The 18,925-nt window shown below is 68.3% G+C and carries 7 protein-coding genes and 2 pseudogenes; 6 read left to right on the top strand and 3 right to left on the bottom strand.

Annotated elements, in window-relative coordinates; translation table 11 throughout:
* Positions 1–480: 480 nt before the first annotated feature.
* The gene (locus tag ABT048_RS40480) at positions 481–969 is read right to left on the bottom strand and encodes an RICIN domain-containing protein (RefSeq protein WP_350526652.1); all 489 of its coding nucleotides are present in this window, start codon (positions 967–969) and stop codon (positions 481–483) included.
* Positions 970–1,502: 533 nt separating this feature from the next.
* Between ABT048_RS40480 and ABT048_RS40475 the strand changes: the two genes are divergently transcribed.
* The gene (locus ABT048_RS40475) at positions 1,503–1,772 is read left to right on the top strand and encodes a TetR/AcrR family transcriptional regulator (RefSeq protein WP_350526654.1); all 270 of its coding nucleotides are present in this window, start codon (positions 1,503–1,505) and stop codon (positions 1,770–1,772) included.
* Between the two features lie 37 nt (positions 1,773–1,809).
* On the opposite strand, the gene ABT048_RS40470 is transcribed toward ABT048_RS40475, so the two are convergent.
* Positions 1,810–2,856: an aminoglycoside phosphotransferase family protein gene (locus ABT048_RS40470; RefSeq protein ID WP_502894138.1), complete on the bottom strand. Its 1,047-nt coding sequence runs from the start codon at positions 2,854–2,856 to the stop codon at positions 1,810–1,812.
* A 288-nt stretch (positions 2,857–3,144) separates the two neighbouring features.
* Here ABT048_RS40470 and ABT048_RS40465 point away from each other — a divergent pair, with 288 nt between their 5' ends.
* Positions 3,145–4,785 carry a hypothetical protein gene (locus tag ABT048_RS40465; protein ID WP_350526651.1) on the top strand — a complete coding sequence of 547 codons (1,641 nt, stop codon included), beginning with the start codon at positions 3,145–3,147 and terminating at the stop codon, positions 4,783–4,785.
* On the opposite strand, the gene ABT048_RS40460 is transcribed toward ABT048_RS40465, so the two are convergent.
* Positions 4,712–5,251: a hypothetical protein gene (locus ABT048_RS40460; protein ID WP_350526650.1), complete on the bottom strand. Its 540-nt coding sequence runs from the start codon at positions 5,249–5,251 to the stop codon at positions 4,712–4,714. The genes ABT048_RS40465 and ABT048_RS40460 overlap by 74 nt on opposite strands.
* Positions 5,252–5,594: 343 nt before the next feature.
* Between ABT048_RS40460 and ABT048_RS40455 the strand changes: the two genes are divergently transcribed.
* The 4 genes and pseudogenes from ABT048_RS40455 to ABT048_RS40440 form a co-directional block, all read left to right on the top strand.
* Positions 5,595–17,174 (top strand): LamG-like jellyroll fold domain-containing protein, encoded by an 11,580-nt coding sequence (locus ABT048_RS40455; protein ID WP_350526649.1) that lies wholly within the window; start codon positions 5,595–5,597, stop codon positions 17,172–17,174.
* Positions 17,175–17,194: 20 nt separating this feature from the next.
* Positions 17,195–17,779, top strand: a complete 585-nt coding sequence (locus tag ABT048_RS40450) for an SMI1/KNR4 family protein (protein WP_350526648.1) — start codon at positions 17,195–17,197, stop codon at positions 17,777–17,779.
* A gap of 105 nt (positions 17,780–17,884) precedes the next feature.
* Positions 17,885–18,161, top strand: a pseudogene (locus tag ABT048_RS40445) (ISAzo13 family transposase); the annotation flags it as partial.
* A pseudogene (locus ABT048_RS40440) lies at positions 18,082–18,507 on the top strand (transposase); the annotation flags it as partial. The pseudogenes ABT048_RS40445 and ABT048_RS40440, both read left to right, overlap by 80 nt.
* Between the last annotated feature and the right edge of the window lie 418 nt (positions 18,508–18,925).

Here is an 18,925-nt window from a genome sequence, read left to right as displayed (position 1 = left end):
TGCCCGAGCCGCCGGGAGCGCACGAGCCACAGCACGGAGTCGCACGGTGGAATCGCGGCGTGGAGCGGCGTGGAGCGCAGTGGAGCGCAGTGGAGTCGCCGCACGGGACTGTGATCAGCGGCGGCGCGCTTCTGGACCGGGCCTTGCCGGGCAGCGCCCACGAGCCTTGGGCCGGGTGGCGCAGGACGCCACCGGGGTTCGGCGGGACTCACCCTGACAGATGGTCACGGCAGCAGCAGCCCTTGATCGCCGTCCCAACGTCTCAGGTGTCCGCAGGCCCGTGACCTGCGGGTTGGGACGTCTCACCCCTCCCCGCGGGGCCACCTCACCGGCAGCCTCACCGCGTGATGCCGTGCGGTTCCGGATGCCCCAGGCGGGATTCGGACCTGCGGCACCGGCTTTAGGAGAATGGCGTGAGCCCCACGGCCCCGTAGCTACTCCACTGATCGGACACGGGCCGAAATGCCCGTCCGCCCTGCGCTACACCCTCGCGGCCCAGCTGGTCCAGTACTGATCATAGAAGTAGTCGCATGTGTACTGGAAGGCACGGTTGCCGTCTGCAGTGCCCTGAACGACCAGACATTTATTGCTGTTCTTGTTGACGATCCAGAAATGATCCTGATCAATCGAGACGTTGTACCACTTCTGGTCGATCAGGCCGGTGCAGGCGTAGTCAAAGGCTTGTGCACCGTTGCTGGTTCCCTGGGCAGTTAGGCACTGGTCGGTGTGCCCGTTGCGCATCTCCCCAGTGGTGGGGTCCCAGTACCATGTCTGGTCGTTGTAGTCCAGACAGGTGTACTGTGTGGCGTTTGAGCCGTTGGAGCCGTTGGCCACAACAACCAGACACTTTCCACTATTTGCGTTAACCAGCTTCAGCCCGAGGACCCCACTGCTGGCGTGTGCTGCGGAACCAGGGATGGCCGCAGCGAGAACGGTGACAATCCCTATGACGGTTGCCTTGAATTTCATCTCTTCCCTCGTTAGTAAAGGCAGTGCACGAAAGCGAGCCACTGGAGCTTGGTCCGCACCCGGGCGGGGAAAGCGCTGTCCTCCGCGCGGCTGCTCCGCTGTCGGTCCGCAAGTCGCGAATCTTCTGGCCGTGTTCCTGGTGACGGTGTTACAGCCGTTCGGCGAGTCAGGAGTCGATCCCACGGTGAACAGCACCCGGCTGCTCCAACCATGCGCGTTCGCAAGAGTTCCCCCATTCGCTGCCACGGCCGGCTCACAGGTTCCGCCAGCGACTACGTCGGTACCTGGAGAGGATCGGGGAAAGCACCTGCACCCCCTGGCGGAGGTCCGGGCGCCCCGCGTCCCCGCGCTCCGGTGACGCCACCGCGGCGATCCCCCCTGACGGAGACGGCCCCACCGTAGGGCAGCGATCCACACCGCATCGTCTCGCGACGTACCGTCTCGTCTCGCGCCGCGCGGGACCATGCTTCCCGAACGAGTCGAGCGCGTCAAGACGATACGTGACGTCTCGTGAAACAATCCGGGCATGACGCCTGCCCCGAATCCGGACCTGCGCAACCAGCGCGCCCACCGCGCCATCCCTCGACGCCACCCTCGAACTCGCCGTCCGCGACGGCTACGCCAAGGTCACCGTCGAAGGCATCACCCAAGCCGCCGGAGTCGGCAAGCAGACCATCTACCGCTGGTGGCCCAGCAAGGCGGCCGTCATCCTCGAAGCCCTCAACGACCGCACCGGACCGTTCTCCGGGGTCCCCGACACCGGCGACATCACCGTCGAGAAATTGTCAAAACCTGTGGCCTGAGGTCGTCGCCGACCGGGTTGCGGGGTGAAGGGTTCCCCTACGGCCGTTGTAGGGGTAGAGGTTGAAGTGCGGGCCATCGGGTGAGCACGCCCTGCCGAATGGCTGCGGCGAGTTGCCCCAGACCCTTGAGCTCATCGCCGTCAGCGGTCATTTGGCTGACGATTCCGAGACGGTGGACGAGTCGCTGCCGGGCCGTTGCCGTGCCCCACTTCCAGTCCCGGTTCGGGATCCTGGCCAAGTGGTCGGCGGTTCCGCGGTAGGCCCGCTGGACCAGAGCGTCGCCTCGTAGCAGCCAGCCGGCACATGCGTCGGTGAGATCGTCTTCGACCTCGGTGCCCGTCGCGTTGCGCCACGTCGCACGGTAGGCGGCCTCTGCTGCGTGCAGCAGGGGCTGAGGCGGGGCGGTGGCGCACCAGCAGGTCGGAAAGCCGATGCGTAGATAGGCAAGTTCCGCGAGCCCGTTGCCCAGCGTGGCCTGTTCGAAGTCGATGAACCGGACGCCACTGTTGGTGTGCATGTCGTTGCCGGGGCAGGGGCCGCCGTGCAGCAGGGCATGGCCTGGTATTCCGAGTAGTCGGTTCACGAGGCCGTCCAGCTCGGTTCGCACTCCGGACGGCACCGCGATACCGAGTGTCCTGGCGAGCCCGAGGAAGGAATCGATGTCGTCGTTGCTCGGGCCGGACCAGGCGGGGAGCATGCCTGTATCGTCGGCGCTTGTGGCCGCATGGAGTCGGGCCAGTGCCGAGGCGTAGTCGACCACCCAGTCGTCGCGGGGCTGCTGGCGGTCCAGGTGCTCGAGGACCAGGACCCGTTCTCCCGGATCGGTGCCGAGGAGCGTCGGCACCACGGGCGGATCGACCCGGGACGCGAGCTTCAGCGCGGCCACCTCGCGTGCGTACCTCTCGGCGGCCTCCGGAGCGTCGATGAGCTGCTTGACCACGACTGGTGTGCCGGACAGCTCGGTCCGCCATACTCGTGATCGCGGGCTGCTGCCCAGTCGGCGAGCCCGACGAGGTGCGCCAAGCTCGGCCCGCAGCTCTCCGGCCGCGGCGCGGACACCAGTGCCTACTGGGTCCTCGACCACGGTCACGTCACCGGCTGGGTCGAGCAGAGCCCGGCGGGTGGCTGGCACGCCGTCAGCGACGGGGCCCTCCTCGAGGCCAGCGAGCGCACCGGCCCCCGGCCCCGGGCGTGACCACGTCCTCGCCGGACAGCGCTTGGCCAACGCGCACCCGTAGCTGGCCACAGCGTGCGGCAATGGCGGCCCGCGCCGAAATCCTGGCTCCAGCCGGGCCGACAGACGTCCGCTCTTTACGGCTCGCGGGCCGTAAAGGGATCGGCGCGGGAGGGCGTCAAGGTTACGATCCCGACCGTGAGTAACGACCCGGGCCGTAATTCGGCTACCTGCGCTGACGTGCTGTTTGACGTGCTGCCGGAGAAGCCGGCGGCGCCGGTGTGCGTGCGGCCGGGCTGCGGGAAGCCGGTGCCGGTCGCCGAGTCCGGCCGGGGCCGGCCCACCCTCCACTGCTCTCGCTCGTGCAAGTCGAAGATGGCCCGCGCCAAGGCCAAGGCCGCCGCCGAGGCGGTGGGCCGGACGGTCCCGGAGCCGCCGGCGCCGGAGGGCGTCCAGGCCGCGATGCTGGGCCGCTTCGCCGCCATGGAGAGCACAGCCCGGGCCTTCTTCACCGCAGTGGACAGCGACGCGGTGGCTGCGTACGAGGCGTTCTATCAGGAGTACCTGCGGCTGGACGCCCGTGTACGGGCGGCGGCGGCCGACGCGCGCGACGAGGTCCGCTGGCCCGGTCTGATCGGGGACGAGCTGGAACTGCGCCGGGTTGAGGAGGACTTGATGCGCCCGGACGTTCTGGCCCGCGTTGCCCCGCACGTCATGGCTTCTGCGGCCCGGGCCGTAGATGCGCCCGCAGCCGGGTCCGCGTCGAAGCCCGGAGAAACGGCCCGAGCCGCAAATGCCGCCCCCGCGCCTGGCCGCGGCACACCCGGCACAACGGCCCGGGCCGAAATCCGTACCGCCGTCGCCGTGCCCGCTCCGGCCGTCACGGAAGAGCAGCAGGCGGAGGCCTTCGAGGCGCTGCGCCGCGTCGCCTGCACCATCCCGACGCTCCGGTTCGGCGAGCCGGACCGGCTCGACGACCTGGACCTGACGGTCGGTGAGGGCTGGCTGCTCGCCTCCTGGGACGACCCCGAGGCCACGGACGTTCACCAGCTGCTCTACCGGGGCCGGCCGATCGGCTGGACCGCGCCGCTGCCGGACGGACCGTGGGGGCAGGCCGGGCACATCGCCGCCAAACACCGGGGCTCCAAGGCCGCCGTGGTCCTGACGGACCCGGCCAGCGGGGCCAGTACCCACCGCTCCGTCGGCCAGGCCCTGGACGTCCTGCACCGCACGCACATCGAGCTGCTGCGTCCCGAGCGTGCGATGCCCGGCGTGCAGCGCCTGGCTCTCAAGCGCCCGACCGGCTGGATCGTGCCCTCCGCCCGCGGCCTGGGCGACCCCGACCGCGAGGCGCTCGGCGACGGCCTGGTCCACCTCACCTGGCCCGACCACCCGGGCGTCCAGGAGCTCCAGCAAGGCGGCCGCCCGGTCGGCTGGATCGAGGAGTACGACGTCCAGCACGGTATCTGGACCGCTCTGATCGACAGCAGCCTCGTCGCTGACGCTTTGGGAGGGCAGGGACACCGAACACCTGAGTCGATGACTGCGCGGCACCCCGGTGTCGAGGTCGCTTGCCGCCACGGATCGCGACGTATCAGTAGGGTATTGCGACGGTTCTCCAGCCGACTCCTTGTTGAGACCTTGGAGAACATCGTGCGTCCTCATTCTGCGCTCGCGGCTGTCCTGACTGTCGCGCCCGGGTTGTGGCTTGAGGCCAGTATCCATCTGGTGCTTGGCGCACCGTGGTCTTCAGGCGTTTCGTCGTTCAGCTTCCGGAGGCGGGCAGGTCGAGTGCGCGGCGTCGGATCTCGGCGGTCTTCTCGTTGTCGCTTCCCGTGACTGTTGCGATTCCGTCCGGCGCGGGCTGACCGTCGGTTGCCACCGCAACGAATCGGGTCCGGGGGTTGGCTTTGGCTGCAGTTTCCAGAGCCTGTGTGAAGGTCGGTCCGATGGAGATGACGAGGTCGCAGTGCTGTGCGGAGAGGCCCGCGAGGTAGGGAAGGGCCTGGTCGGCGGTGGCTGCCGGGACGAAGAGTTGTTGAACATTCAGCTGGGCCGGGCCGGAAGCGTCTTGAAGCCCTGACCAGATTGCGCTGGTGTCTGTGCGCTGAGCCGCTTCTGTCGCTTCGCCGGTGAGACAGGCCGTTCGGCGCCCGGAGATGTTGGAAGGGCTTACGGCGGCTGAAGGGCCGGCCTCTCCGTCACTTCCGCTCGTGAGCAACGCCACGGCACCGACACCCGCCAGGACCAGGGCCGCAGTCAGTCCGAGTATCCACCGTAGCTGGTGGGTGAGGTGGAACTTCATGTCCGGCTTCTCCTGGCGGGTGGCGTGGTGGGCGCGGTCAAGTCTCACCCGGCGGTTTCCATTGTTCGGTAAAGAAGGTGAAAAATTTCTTAAGATCATTTCGGTGCATTATGTCTCTATCCGATCTAAATCGACTGCGGCTTCGCCAATTCCCGTCTGTACGCGTCGCACTGACGACCGATAGGAAGGACACAGACCGATCGCCGCGGGGGAGAGTCGGTCATTTCGCCTGCCCTCCAAAGGACCTGCCGTGCGTCGTCCGCTTGCACTCATCACCTCTCTGACGCTTCTCGTTGCCCTTGGCACGCAAGAAGCGAGTGCTTTCACGGAGACCAAGGCCCCGGTGCCGACGGTCACACCGAGCACCCCACAGCAGGTCAGCGGTGACCCGAACGGGAGAACTCACACCGTCCCGTCCTCGCAGACCAGGAAGGACGGCGGCGCCGCCGGGGACTCCGCGCACCAGCCGGGCCAGGGCGAACTGCCCGAAGCCAAGGCCGTGCCGGGCGACAGCACCGTGCACCCCTCAGGTGACGGGAAGCCCCGGTCCCTGGTGAAGGGTGCGGCCGTCACCCCGCCACCCCACGAACGCCGCCCCAGTACCGCGACACCCGGCAGCCCGCAGACCGGCAACGCTGCCCAGCCTCCCGCCGCACCGCAAAACGCGGGCAAGGACCGAAAGGCCGCAAAGCAGGGCGGCGCCGCAGATCCGGCACCGCCCGCAGACAAGGACCTCCAAGCCCGCAACGACGCCGCTCCCGGAACCGGCGTGCCCGGCCTGCCGGCCGAGGGCGTCGAAGTCGCGGATGCCCGTACCGACACGACCTCGCTCTACCAGAACCCCGACGGCACCAAGACCCTGCGCGTCTACCCGCGGCCCGTGCACTACCGCAAGGCCGACGGCAGCTGGGACGACATCAACACCAACTTCGCGCTCGACCGCGCCGGCCGCTGGACCGAACAGGCCAACAGCCAGCAGGCCACCTTCGCGCCGAAGTCCGACGATCCCGCACTGGTGAGCTGGGCACCCGCCGACGGCCTGGTGGTCTCCTACAGCCTGCAGGACGCCGCCCAGGTACGCGGCGTGGTCCAGGGGGACACCCTCACCTACCCCCTGGCACGGCCCGCGAGCGACGTCGTCTACAACGGCCTCGCCGAGGGCGTGAAAGAGTCCCTGGTCCTGCACGACGCCACCGCGCCGACCAGCTGGGTCTTCCCGCTGCGCCTCACCGGTCTGACCCCGGCGATCGGCCCCGCCGGCGAGGTCCAGTTCAAGGACGCCTCCGGCGCGGTGAAGGCAACCATCCCGCACGGCTTCATGACGGACTCCAAGATCGACCCCGCCTCCGGAGACGGTGTGGTCAGCGACCGGGTGAGCTACCGCCTGGTCGACGTCAACGGCGCCCCCGCCCTGCGGATGGACCTGGACGAGGCCTGGCTGCACGACGCCAAGCGCGTCTTCCCGGTCACCGTCGATCCCTCGACCAGCAGCATCGGGGTCGGCAAGTCGACCTATGTGCGGTCGGACCAGACGGCGAACTTCTCCACCGACCCGCAGCTGCGCGTCGGCACGTCCGACGGCGGCGCCTCGAAGGTCAACAGCTACCTCTACTTCCCGGACGTGGCAGGTGCCCTGAAGGACAACTACCTGCACGCCGTCACTCTCAACCTGAACAACACCCACTCCTACGAGTGCTCGCCGCACCCGGTCTACGTCAACCAGATCACCAGCTCGTGGGACCCGGCGACGATCAACCGGTACCCAGGGGTGTCGATCGGCCAGGGGCTGGGCGTCGCCAGCTTCTCCGCGGGTGACACCTGCGGAGGATCGATGTGGGAGTCGATCGATCTGGGCCGCACCCACACCGACCCCGGAGTCCAACTGGTCGAGAGCTGGGCCCGCGGCGGAGACAACTACGGCCTCGCGCTGACGGCCAACACCACCGACTCCCACCACTGGAAGAAGTTCTCCAGCGCCAGCAGCGCCTACCCGCCCTACCTGTCGATCTCCTACAGCGACTGGGCCGCCGCGTACGCGCCTGCCGGCAGCTACATGCCGTCGACCTACAACACGCCCGGCTACCAGCAGGTCACCCTGACGAACACCGGGGCCAACTGGTGGAACTCGCAGAGCATGCAGGTCAAGGCCCGCCTGTTCGACTCCAACTGGAACGAGCAGTGGTTCAACGCGCCCCTCACCGGGGTGCCCGGGCTGGTCAGGACCTACGACTCGGTCACCATCAACGGGGTCATACCACCACTGCCGCTCGGACAGGACTACTACCTCTGCTGGGACGGATACGTCGGTGGGACGTCCTCGCTGCACGACAACTACTGGATCCCGTTCGGCAACTGCACGGTCATCCGCGCCGCCAACACCGCGCCTCAACTGGACGTCCTGGCCCCGCCGCACAACACCGTGATCGGCAGCCTCACTCCGCAGCTCTACGCCACCGGGCACGACCCGGACAACTTCCCCGGCAACGGCCTCGACTACGATTTCCAGGTCTACACCAACCCTGCCACGGGGGACCCCCAGCTGGTCGCGGAGTCGGGCTGGCAGCCCAGTACCTCGTGGGCCGTGCCACCAGGAAAGCTCGGCTGGAACACCGGCTACCTGTGGAACGTCAAGATCGGCGACCACGGCGGCGAGAGTCCACCGTCCCCCGCGGTCTCCTTCTCCACCCAGGTCCCGCAGCCCGTGATCACCTCACACCTTGGTGGCGCGGTCGGCGACGGGGCCGGCCGACCCTTCGACACCAAGGTCGGCAACTACACCACGGCGGCCACCGACGCGGACGTCAAGAGCGTCGGACCGGCCCTGGCCGTCAACCGCTCGTACAACTCGCTGGACCCGCGCACCTCGACGCTGTTCGGCAACGGCTGGACCTCCAACTTCGACATGAAGATCCAACCGGACAACGACGGAAGTGACTCCGTCGTCCTCACCACCGCCAGCGGCCGGACCGCCCGCTTCGGAGCCGACCCCAACTGGCCCCTGTACACGCCGCCTCCTGGTGAGTTCCAGTCACTCAGAAAGGTTGCTGCAGGCTTCGACCTGAGCACCAAGGACGGCACCCTCTACGAGTTCCACGCTCCGTCGGGCAACGGTTACGCGCTCTCCCTGATGAGCGACGCGGTCAGGCACACCCAGGAGCTGAGCTACACCAAAGGCCTTCTGACGACGGTGAAGGACACCGCCTCGGGCCGCACCCTTCACTTCGAGTGGACGACCGGAAACCGGCACGTCGCAAAGGTCTCCACCGACCCCGCCAGCGGGACGGACCCGAACACCGTCCTCACCTGGACCTACACGTACAACGGCGGCAACCCGGACCAGCTCGACCAGGTCTGTGCGCCCCCGACCGGAGGCAACACCGACCGGTCCTGCACCGGATACACCTACACCGCCGGCTCGCACCTGCGCTCCGCGGTCCTGGACTCCGCTCCCGTCTCCTACTGGCGACTCGGAGAAGGCAGCGGATCCACCGCCGTCAGCGAGATCATGGAGAACCAGGGCAACGACAACGCCACCTACTCCAGCACCGGCGTCACCCTCGGCACACCCGGCCCGACCGCCTCCGGTGCCACGGCCACTTCCTTCGACGGATCCTCCGGCTTCGTCGCCCTCCCGCAGAGCGTCCTGGACACCTCCTCGTACACCTCGGTCGGCCTCTGGTTCAAGACCACCGGCTGGGGCGTGCTGTTCAGCTACCAGGCGGACCCCTTCCCCGGCAGCGGAAGCACGCCGGCCAACTACACTCCCGCGCTGTACGTCGGCCAGTCCGGCTACCTGCACGGCAAGTTCTGGAACGGACCGTCCCGCACCCTCGACTCCACCACGACGGTCAACGACGGCAAGTGGCACTACGCCCTGCTGTCAGCCGCCGGCACCACCCAGACCCTCTACCTGGATGGAGAGGCCCAAGGCGACCCCCTGCCGGGCGCGGTCATCGCACCCGGCCAACGCGCAGAGGCGATCGGAGGCGGCTTCCTCAGCGGAGGCTGGCCCGACAACCCGTACGACAACACCGGACACGCCAACTACTTCAACGGCAGCATCAGCGACGTCGCCTTCTACAACCGCGCCCTCGGCGACTCCGCCGTCAAATCCCTCTGGCAGGCCGGAAGCCAGCCGTCCGCCGAACTCACCGGCCTGAAGCTCCCCTCGGGCAAGACCAGGCTGTCCGTCAGCTACGACGCGGTCAACGACCGCGCCGCCAAGGCGACCGACGAGAACGGCGGCACCTGGACGCTCAACCAGCCCACGGTGGCCGGCTCCTCCCAGGAGTACCGGGGCGCCGTCATGGGCTCCCGGCCCAACGGATACTGGCGGATGTCCGACGGCGCGGGCGTGCAGGCCGCGAACCAGGTCTACACGCCACGCCCCACGCCCAACAACGGCACCTACTCCAACGTGACGCTCGGCGCGACCGGCCCGATGGCCGGCTCGACCGGAGCCGCGGCCTTCGACGGCAGCACGTCCTGGGCCGAGCTGCCCGCAGCCTACGCACCGCAGAGCGGCCCCGGTGCACTCGGAATGTGGTTCCGAACGGACCGTGCGGGCGTCCTGCTCTCGTACCAGACGATGCAGGCCGGCGGCAGCCCGAACGGCACCACCGACCAATGGAACCCCGCCCTCTACGTCGACACCGACGGCAAGCTGCGTGCACAGCTCTGGACGGGCGATGCCGCTCAGGCCCTGGTTTCCAGCGTGCCGGTCAACGACAACGCCTGGCACTTCGCGGTGCTGTCCGCCGACACCCAGACGTCCCAGACCCTCTACCTCGACGGAGCCCCGGTCGCCGGACCGCTCAACGGCACCATCACCCCCAACGGCACCAGCCACGTCTACCTGGGCGCGGGCTACACGGGCGGCCGCTGGCCCAAGGCCCCGGCCGACAGCTCCGGCCACTTCAAGGGCCAGCTCGCGAACGTGGCCGCCTACCCGCACGGGCTGAGCGCCGCCACCATCTCCTCGCTGTACCAGATCGCCACCAGCGCCGGCGCCACCCAGTACGACGCCGCCGTCGTGGACGGCAAGCCCACCGGCTACTGGCGCCTCGGCGACACCGTCGGCAACCAGGCCACCGAGCTGATCTCCTCGGCCGCACTCGCCCAGAACCGCGGCAGCTACCACGACACCGTCTGCTGCCAGCAGGGCCCGTGGGCCTCCGGCACCGGCAGCGCGACCGGCTTCAACGGCACCACCGCCTACGTCCAGCTGCCCGACAACACCGCTCCCAAGCACTGGGGGGCGGCAACCGTCGAGCTCTGGTTCAGGACCACCGCCCCCGGCGTGCTGTACAGCTACCAGTCCTTCCCGATCGACGGGAAGCCCAACGGGACCACGGACCGCTGGAACCCGGCGCTCTACGTCGGCACCGACAAGAAGCTGTACGGCACCCTGTGGACCGGATCGGCCAACAACGCGCTCGTCAGCGCCACCTCCGTCGCCGACGGCGCCTGGCACCACGTCGCCCTGGCCGGCGACGGCTCCGGCCAAACGCTCTACCTGGACGGCGCTCCTACCGCCACCAGCACCACCGCACTGCCCATCACCTACAACGGCTCGGCCTACGCCTACCTCGGCGCGGGCTGGACCGGCGGGGGCTGGCCCAACGCCCCGACCGACCAGCTCGGCCACCTCAACGGCGCCATCGCCGACTTCTCGATCTACCGGTACCGGCTCACCAAGGACACCGTCTCCGGCCACTACAACCGAGCCACCTCCCCCACCCCGGTCGGCGGCCTGGACGCCGCAGCCGCTTTCCGCGCCAAGATCGTCCAGGACGGTCCCGTCGGCTACTGGCGCCTCAACGACCCGTCAGGGTCCCGCTACGCCGCCAGCCAGCTGGGCGACGCACGCCCGGACGTCACGGCCGGAAACCTCACCGACGTCAATCTGAACGCCGCCGGACCCTCCGGAGACCCGAGCCAGCGCGCCGGCGTCTTCAACGGCACCACATCCCAGGTCCAGCTGCCCCCCGACGCCGCGCCCGTCAGGGGATCGGCCAGCGTCGAGCTGTGGTTCAAGACCACCAGCAGCGGCCCGCTCTACAGCTACCAGGACTTCCCCGTCGGCACACAGGGCGGCACCGTCTGGAACCCGGCCCTGTACGTCGGCACCGACGGACGGATCCACGGCGAGTTCTGGATGGGCTACGGCGCCTCCATGACATCCGACCGGACGGTCAACGACGGCAACTGGCACCAAGTGGTGCTCACCGGTGACGACAGCGGCCAGACCATCTACATCGACGGCCGAGCCAGCGCCACGGACACCTCAGGTCGCAAGATCAGCTTCAACGGCACGCCATACGTCTACCTGGGCGCGGGAAGCAGCGACGGCTGGCCCGCCGCCGGCGGCGACCACTTCAACGGCACGATCGCTGAGGCCTCGTACTACTCCTCGCGTCTCAACGCCGACACCGTGACCGCGCACTACAAGGCCATGGGTGACAGCGGCACCGCTCTGCCGGTCACCACCGCCACCGTCACCGACCCGGGCGGCTACAAGCTGACCTACCAGTACGACACCCGATCCTCCAGGCTGATCTCCCGCAGCGACGGCTACGGCAACACCACCCGCTACGCCTACGACACCGCCGGGTACCTGTACGCCGTTACCGACGCCAACGGACACACCATCACCACCGGGCACGACGCCCGCGGCAACACGGTCTCCCGGACCACCTGCCGCAGTGCCGGGAGCTGCCAGACCAGCTACGCCACGTACTTCCTGGACGGCGTCAATCCGTTCAACCCGAGCAACGACAAGATCCTGACGTCCAGCGACGGTCGGTCCTCGGGACCCGGCGACACCACCTACACCACCCGATACACCTACGACGGATACGGGCAGCTGGCCTCCACCACCCTCCCCGCCACGCCGGACTTCCCCAACGGGCGGGCCACCTACATCCTGCACACCAAGGCCTTCACCCCGGCCCCGGACGGCAGCATCGTCCCGATCGGGCTGGTCCGGGCCCAGACCGTCCTGCTCGACCCGGCGGCCTACCCCGACCCGTACAGCGTCCCCGCAGACAAGCAGACCGAGTACTTCTACCAGGGCAACGGCGACGTCGCCTTCGTCCTCGCGCCGCTGCGGCCCAAGGTCAGTTACGGCTACGACAACCTGGGACGCACCACCAGCCAGTCGTACAACTGCGACGACTGCCCGGGCGGCACCACCAGCGTCCCTCGGACGCTTGAGACCGGTTACACCTGGGACGGCCAAGGCAACCTGGCCACCCGCACCGACCCCTACACCACCGACACCGTCACCGGCACCAAGCACACCCGGCGGACCACGACCGCCTACGACGTGGACGGCAACCAGGCCAGCCAGACCGTCGACGACACCACGGGCGGCGACCAGCCGCGCACCACGACGTGGACCTACGAGAGCGACACCAGCCGGGTGAAGCAGGTCAAGGACCCTGGTGGCCACGTCACCGCGTACACCTACGACCGCTACGGCAACGTCGCCACCCGCACGGACCCAGCCGGAACCACCTACAACTACAGCCACTCGCCGATGGGTCAGCTGCAGCAGACCGCCATCAGCAACTACACCGGCAGCAGCGCGACCCCGGTCGCACCGCGCTGGCAGGTCATCGGCTCACGCGGCTACGACCCGGCCGGTCGCCTCGCCACCGACACCGACGCGATGGGCCGCACCACCCACACCTACTACAACGACGACAACACCGTCGCCGAGCTCGACCTGGACGGCTACCACAACGCCGACGGCACCATGCGCAACGTGCTGCTCCAGCAGAACACCTACGACAACGCGGGCCACCTCACCCAGCAGGTGACCGGCGGAGGCAAGACCACCACCTCCACCGCCTATGACGCTGCCGGCCGGGTCACCCGCACGACCGTCGACCCCGGCGGCCTCAACCGCACCACCGCCTACACCTACGACGTGGCGGGCCGCCCGACGGCAATCGTCAGCACCGGCGGTGCGGACGCCAGCTCCACCGAGACCGACTACGCCTACGACATCAGCGGGAACCTGCTCAAGCAGACCGCCCGCAACCAGCCGACCGACTCGGTGGTGACGTACGGCTACAACAGCCGAGGCCTGCGCACCACCACGGTCAGCCCGAACGGCAACGCGACCGGCGCCGACCCCGCTCCGTACACCAGCAGCGTCGGCTACGACGAGGCCGGACGGCCCACCCTCAGCACCGGCCCGCTGGTCAGCGCCGAGACCTACGACCCGACCATCCGCGGCAGCAAGCCGCAGCAGATCCGGCCGATCAGCCGGACCGGCTACAACACCTTCGGCCAGCTGACCTCCGAGGTCGACCCACTGGGCAACACCGCCACCTACACCTACGACGCGGACGGCAACCGGGTCGCCGCGGCCGGTGCCGCCTACACCGACCCGCAGTCCGGCACCACGATCACCCCGACCTCCACGATCGAGTACGACGCACTCGGCCGGCCCGTCACGAGCGTCGTCGACCCGACCGGCCTCAAACTGACGCACACCATGCGCTACGACCAGTTCGGCAACCTGGTGCAGACCACCCTCCCGCCGACCGGCGGCGTCACCGCACCGACCGTCACCAACTCCTACGACCTCGACGGTGAACTGCTCTCCACCACCGGTCCGACAGGTGCGGTCAGCCAGTCCACCTACGACGACCTCGGGCGGCGCATCACCAGCACCCAGCTGGAGCGCTACCCGGCCGCGGCCGCCTACATCAGCACCTTCACCTGGGACGACGCGGGCAACCAGCTCAGCTCCACGACGCCCGGCGGCGCCACCAGCAAGGCCACGTACAACGCCGTCGGCCAACTGCTCAGCGCCACCGACCCGGCAGGCGTCACTGGGAGCACCACTTACGACGGACTCGGCCGAACCAGCCGAGTGACCAGGGCCGACGGCACCGCGACCACCACCGGCTACGACGGCCTGGGGCGGACCCTCAGCAGCACCGACCTGGACACCACGGGTGCCGCTGTGGCCTCCCAGTACGCCACGTACGACCTGGAAGGCAACGTCCTCACCGCCACCGACAAGGTGGCGAGCAGCGCCGACATCGCCGCACACGCACGGCAGTTCACCTACAACCCGGCCGGTCTCCCGGTCCAGCAGGTCGAACCAGTCGCCGCCGGACAGACGATCACCACCTCCTTCGGCTACGACAGCGGCGGACGGAAGACTCGGTGGACCAACGGAAAGAACATCCCGACCTACTACACCTACAACTCCCTCGGGCTTCCCGAGTCCACCGTCGAACCGCCGACCACCGCCCACCCGACCCCGGCCGAAGGCCTGTTCACCACCAGCTACGACGCCGCCGGACGGGCCATCACCCTCACCGAACCCGGAAACGTGGTCCGCCACCGCAGCTACGACAGCACGGGCAACCTGACCCAGGAGACCGCCACCGGCGCCGAAGTCGCGACCCCGAACCGCACCCTCGGCTACGACGCGGCCGGCCACCTCATATCCGTCGGCACCCCCGGCGCCACTCCCGACAGCTACACCTACAACGACCGCGGCCAGCTCCTCACCGCGGCCGGCCCGGGCGGCGCCAGCAGCTACAGCTACAACGGCGACAGCCGGATGACCGCCCGCACGGACGCGGCCGGAACCACCGCCTTCGGCTACAACGCCGCAGGGCAGCTGACCAGCGCCACCGACCCGTTGACCGGAACCGCCATCGGCTACGGCTACGACACGGCCGGCCGACTTGCCGTCGAGCGCTACGGCACCAACGGAGGCAGCCGCAATTACGGCTACGACTACCTCGGCCGCCTTCGCGACGACACCGTCAAGAACCCCAGCGGGGCGACGGTCTCCTCGATCAGCTACGGCTACGACCTCAACGACCGGATCACCAACAAGACGACCACCGGCACCGCAGGAGCAGCCACCAACCAGTACGGCTACGACCTGTCCGGCCGACTGACCTCCTGGTCCAACGGCCCGGCCGCCACCGCCTACACCTGGGACGCAGTCGGCAACCGGACCTCGGCCGGCGCCACCAACTCCACCTTCGACGAGCGCAACGAACTGCTCAACGACGGCGCCACCACGTACACCTACTCGGCCCGAGGCACCCTGACCGGCAGCACCACCCAGGGCTCCCAGCCCAAGGACATCCAGTTCGACGCCTTCGACCGGATGGTCAAGGAAGGGCCCTCCGCCTACACCTACGACTCGCTCGACCGCGTCGCCCAGACTGGGAACACCGCCTTCACGTACGACGGCGGCTCCAACAACCTGGTCTCGGACGGCACCACCACCTACACCCGCACCCCAAGCGGCACGCTCCTCGGCACCGTGACCACCGGCACGACATCCAACCCCCGCCTGGTGGTCAGCGACCAGCACACCGACGTGGTCGCCACCATTGACCCAGCCGCCAACGGCCTCACCGGCTCCACCGCATACGATCCCTTCGGCAAGCCCACCGCCACGGTAGGCGCCACCAACTCCCTTGGCTACCAGAGCAGCTGGACCGACCCCGCCTCCGGCGACATCAACATGGCCGCCCGCTGGTACCGCCCGGGAAGCGGCACCTTCGCCTCCCGCGACTCCTGGCAGCTGGGCCCCAACCCATCCATCCAAGGAAACCGCTTCACCTTCGGCAGCGGCGACCCGATGGACTCGACAGACCCGTCGGGGCACCGCTCCTGTGGGCAGATATTTCATCGAAAAGCATTCTTGGGGTTTCGTCTGGCGTGTGAAGACGCCAGGTGGGTGACGGGCTACGAGGATGAGACGAATGTCTATACGTTCAACTCGGGGCCGCAGAGCAACTGTGACATGTACTGGTGGACGACTGAGTGTGGTGGTCCTGGGTATCGCTCGGCGCCCGTAGGCGGGCCGACGTCAACGAGTGGACTCGGGAGTATCACTTCAACAGGTGAACTCGGCAGGATTATTCGCGGCGGTGGCTCAGGCGGCGGAGGCCGGCACAAGCCGACACCGCCCCGCAAGCGCCCCGGCCCGCACACGCCCCCCGGTCCCACCCTGCCCAAGCCCAAGCCCCCGACGCTCAAGGGCCCGCTCAACGACAACGACCGCCCGCACGCCAACCCCAGCCCGATCGACTTCTTCACCGACACCATCGCCACCATCGGCACCGCCCTCGTCGGCGTCGTGATCGCCGACGGCGCCCCAGCCGTAGTCGGCATCGCCGCCGCCGCTGGCTCCGGCATCGTCGCCGGCACCGACGCCCTGATCGACCTCGGCGAGGACGTCTACAACGCCATCAACGGCGGCAGCGGCAACCCCGCGCCCGCCCCCGCGCCAGCTCCCACCCCGGCGCCGACGCCCACTACCGAGCCGCTGCCGATCCCGCTGCCCGAGCCGGGAGGCAAGAACAGCTGGCGGCGACGGACAGATGACAAGTGCGATGACGGCCCCGGAACCAGCAGTACTGGTCACTCGGTTTACCTGCCGCGGGAGAGGTACTGGGACGACTTCGAGCAGAGCTATGAGTGCAGGGCGGTCGGGAGCTACGGGCTCATCGACTCCAGTGACTACAACCCCAACCGGGCTGAACCCGGGAGCAACACCAACAGTTCAACGGTTCCGCCGGGCATGGACGAGATCCGTTCACAGCGCCACGATCCGGCGAACGGACACCTGACGCCCGCAGTTGCCAAGGGGTCCGGGATCGACCTGCGGAACCTCGTGGCAGAGTACGAGAAGACGAACACCCCTTACCTGAGCACGGGCGTGGAGCTGGACTTCCGCAGGGCGATCAAGGGAAATAAGCATATCGCGTACTCGATCACAGCGATCTACGAGAACAAGAACTCCGGCATTCCGACGAAACTGGACTATAATTACACGATCCTGGAGGACGGAACTTTCAAGCATTGTGTTATCACTCAGCTTCCGACCGGAGGCAAGGTGACGGGATCGTCCAACTGTCCCAAGATGTAACGGATCATCGGGAGAACCTCGTGGACTACCTTTCCGAAGTGCGTCAGATGATGGGCGATCCGATTCGCCCTCGACTCGAAGGCGAGTGGGGTGACGTCGAGGCAGCGGCCGGCGTCGGTCTGCCGGACGACTACAAGACGTTCATTGAGCTGTACGGGCCGGTCGGCGTCAACCGGCACCTGACCTTCCACCATCCGAACTCGGAGATGTGGAGCCTGGCCCGATGGATTCGCGAGACGATCGATTCCTACCGCGGCGTCGAGTGGGCTGAGGTTCTTGAGGAGCCCGAAAAGGCGGACCAGCTGGCCTTTGGTGGCCCAGAGGGGCTGGTGCCGTTGTTGGCAAGCGGCCGGGGGGAGGTTCTGTTCATGGAGACCCCGCCCGAGGAGGAGGGGTATCGACTGGTCGTGTTCGTGGGAGACGATTGTGAGTTCTTCCGCTACGACATCGGGTTTGCGGAGTGGCTCTTCCGCTACCTCGTGGGTGAGGACATGATGGGTCCGAACAGTTCGGCACTCCCTTCGGGCCCGCTCCTCATCGAGGAGTTTCCGAAAGAGTTTGGTGGCCATCCGGAATTCCGGCACGGTCCGCATCGCGGCGTCTAGCTTCCGTTGAATGGAGTCGGCCCCCTGAGTGTCGGTGGGGTGGGAAACTAAGGGCTTGCAGATCATCAACCCGTGGCTTCCGTCGTTGCGGCTCGTTGGTGTGGTATGGGCGTCTCACCGGATCAACGAGTTTTACTGGCAGCGAAGTTCGAAACGATCCTCCCGCGCTTGGACGAGCGGCAGCGGCGTCTGCTGATAGGAGCGGAAGCGAGGTCGCTCGGCCATGGCGGGATCCGGCTGGTCGCGCAGGCGGCGGGCGTGCGGGAGGCGACGGTGTCGCTGGGAGTGCGCGAGCTGGAGTCCGGTCGGCCGCCGCTGGAACGCGTCCGGCGTCCGGGCGGCGGCCGCAAGCGGGTCGCGGACCTCGATCCGGGACCTCGCGCTTCGTGGCGCTGCGGATCCGCCCTGCCGGACGCGAGATCCGCGATGCCACCGAGGGAGTGGAACTGGCCGAGTGCTGGCTGCTGGCCGAGGAAGCCGAGCCGGTCCGGTTCTGGCTCTCGGACCTGCCCGCCGACACCCCGCTGACCACCCTGGTCCGACTGGCCAAGCTCCGCTGGCGGATCGAGCACGACTACCGGGAGATGAAACAGGCCCTCGGCCTGGCCCACTTCGAGGGCCGCACGTTCACCGGCTGGCACTACCACGTCACGCTCGTCTCCCTCGCCCACGCTTTCTGCACCCTGCGCAGACTGGCCACCGCCCCAAAAGACGTGGGGCTGGCCTGAGCCTCTACCAAGTCGTCCGCGAGCTCCAGCTCCTCCTGGCGACCTGGGTCGGCGCCTGCCCCACCTGCCACCGCGACATACCCACGCGAAAACAGACCTGACCAAGCCCTACTAGAGCGCGTTGTGAAAGTGGTCGGTGCCGCCTCGGGCGTGCCGTGCTGTGCGGCCAGTGCCGCACAGCACTGGCATCTGCCACGATGCTGCCCATTGAGTAGTGGCAGATAGCAGCGACCCCGGGGAGACCATGACCAACTTTCAGCTCGACGGTCCCTGCGGGGCAGTGCGGGTCAGCCGCGTCGGGGATGGGGACGGTTCGCCGGGCGCGCGGACTGCTGCTGAGGTGCCCTGTGCGGTGCGCGCCGCGGGCAATGGGATGCGGCACGCACCGCGGGTTCCGATCCTGCCAGGGCCCCGAGGC

Origin of the sequence: Kitasatospora sp. NPDC096140 (genome assembly GCF_040303045.1) — a bacterium.
Classification (GTDB): domain Bacteria; phylum Actinomycetota; class Actinomycetes; order Streptomycetales; family Streptomycetaceae; genus Kitasatospora.
The sequence above is the reverse complement of the archived record's forward strand: the minus strand, read 5'-3'. Positions and strand labels throughout refer to the sequence as shown.

Bases quoted from the DNA above. Each gene is read 5' to 3' on its own strand.
- ABT048_RS40480 (WP_350526652.1), bottom strand. From the start codon at position 969: ATGAAATTCAAGGCAACCGTCATAGGGATTGTCACCGTTCTCGCTGCG.
- ABT048_RS40460 (WP_350526650.1), bottom strand. From the start codon at position 5,251: ATGAAGTTCCACCTCACCCACCAGCTACGGTGGATACTCGGACTGACT.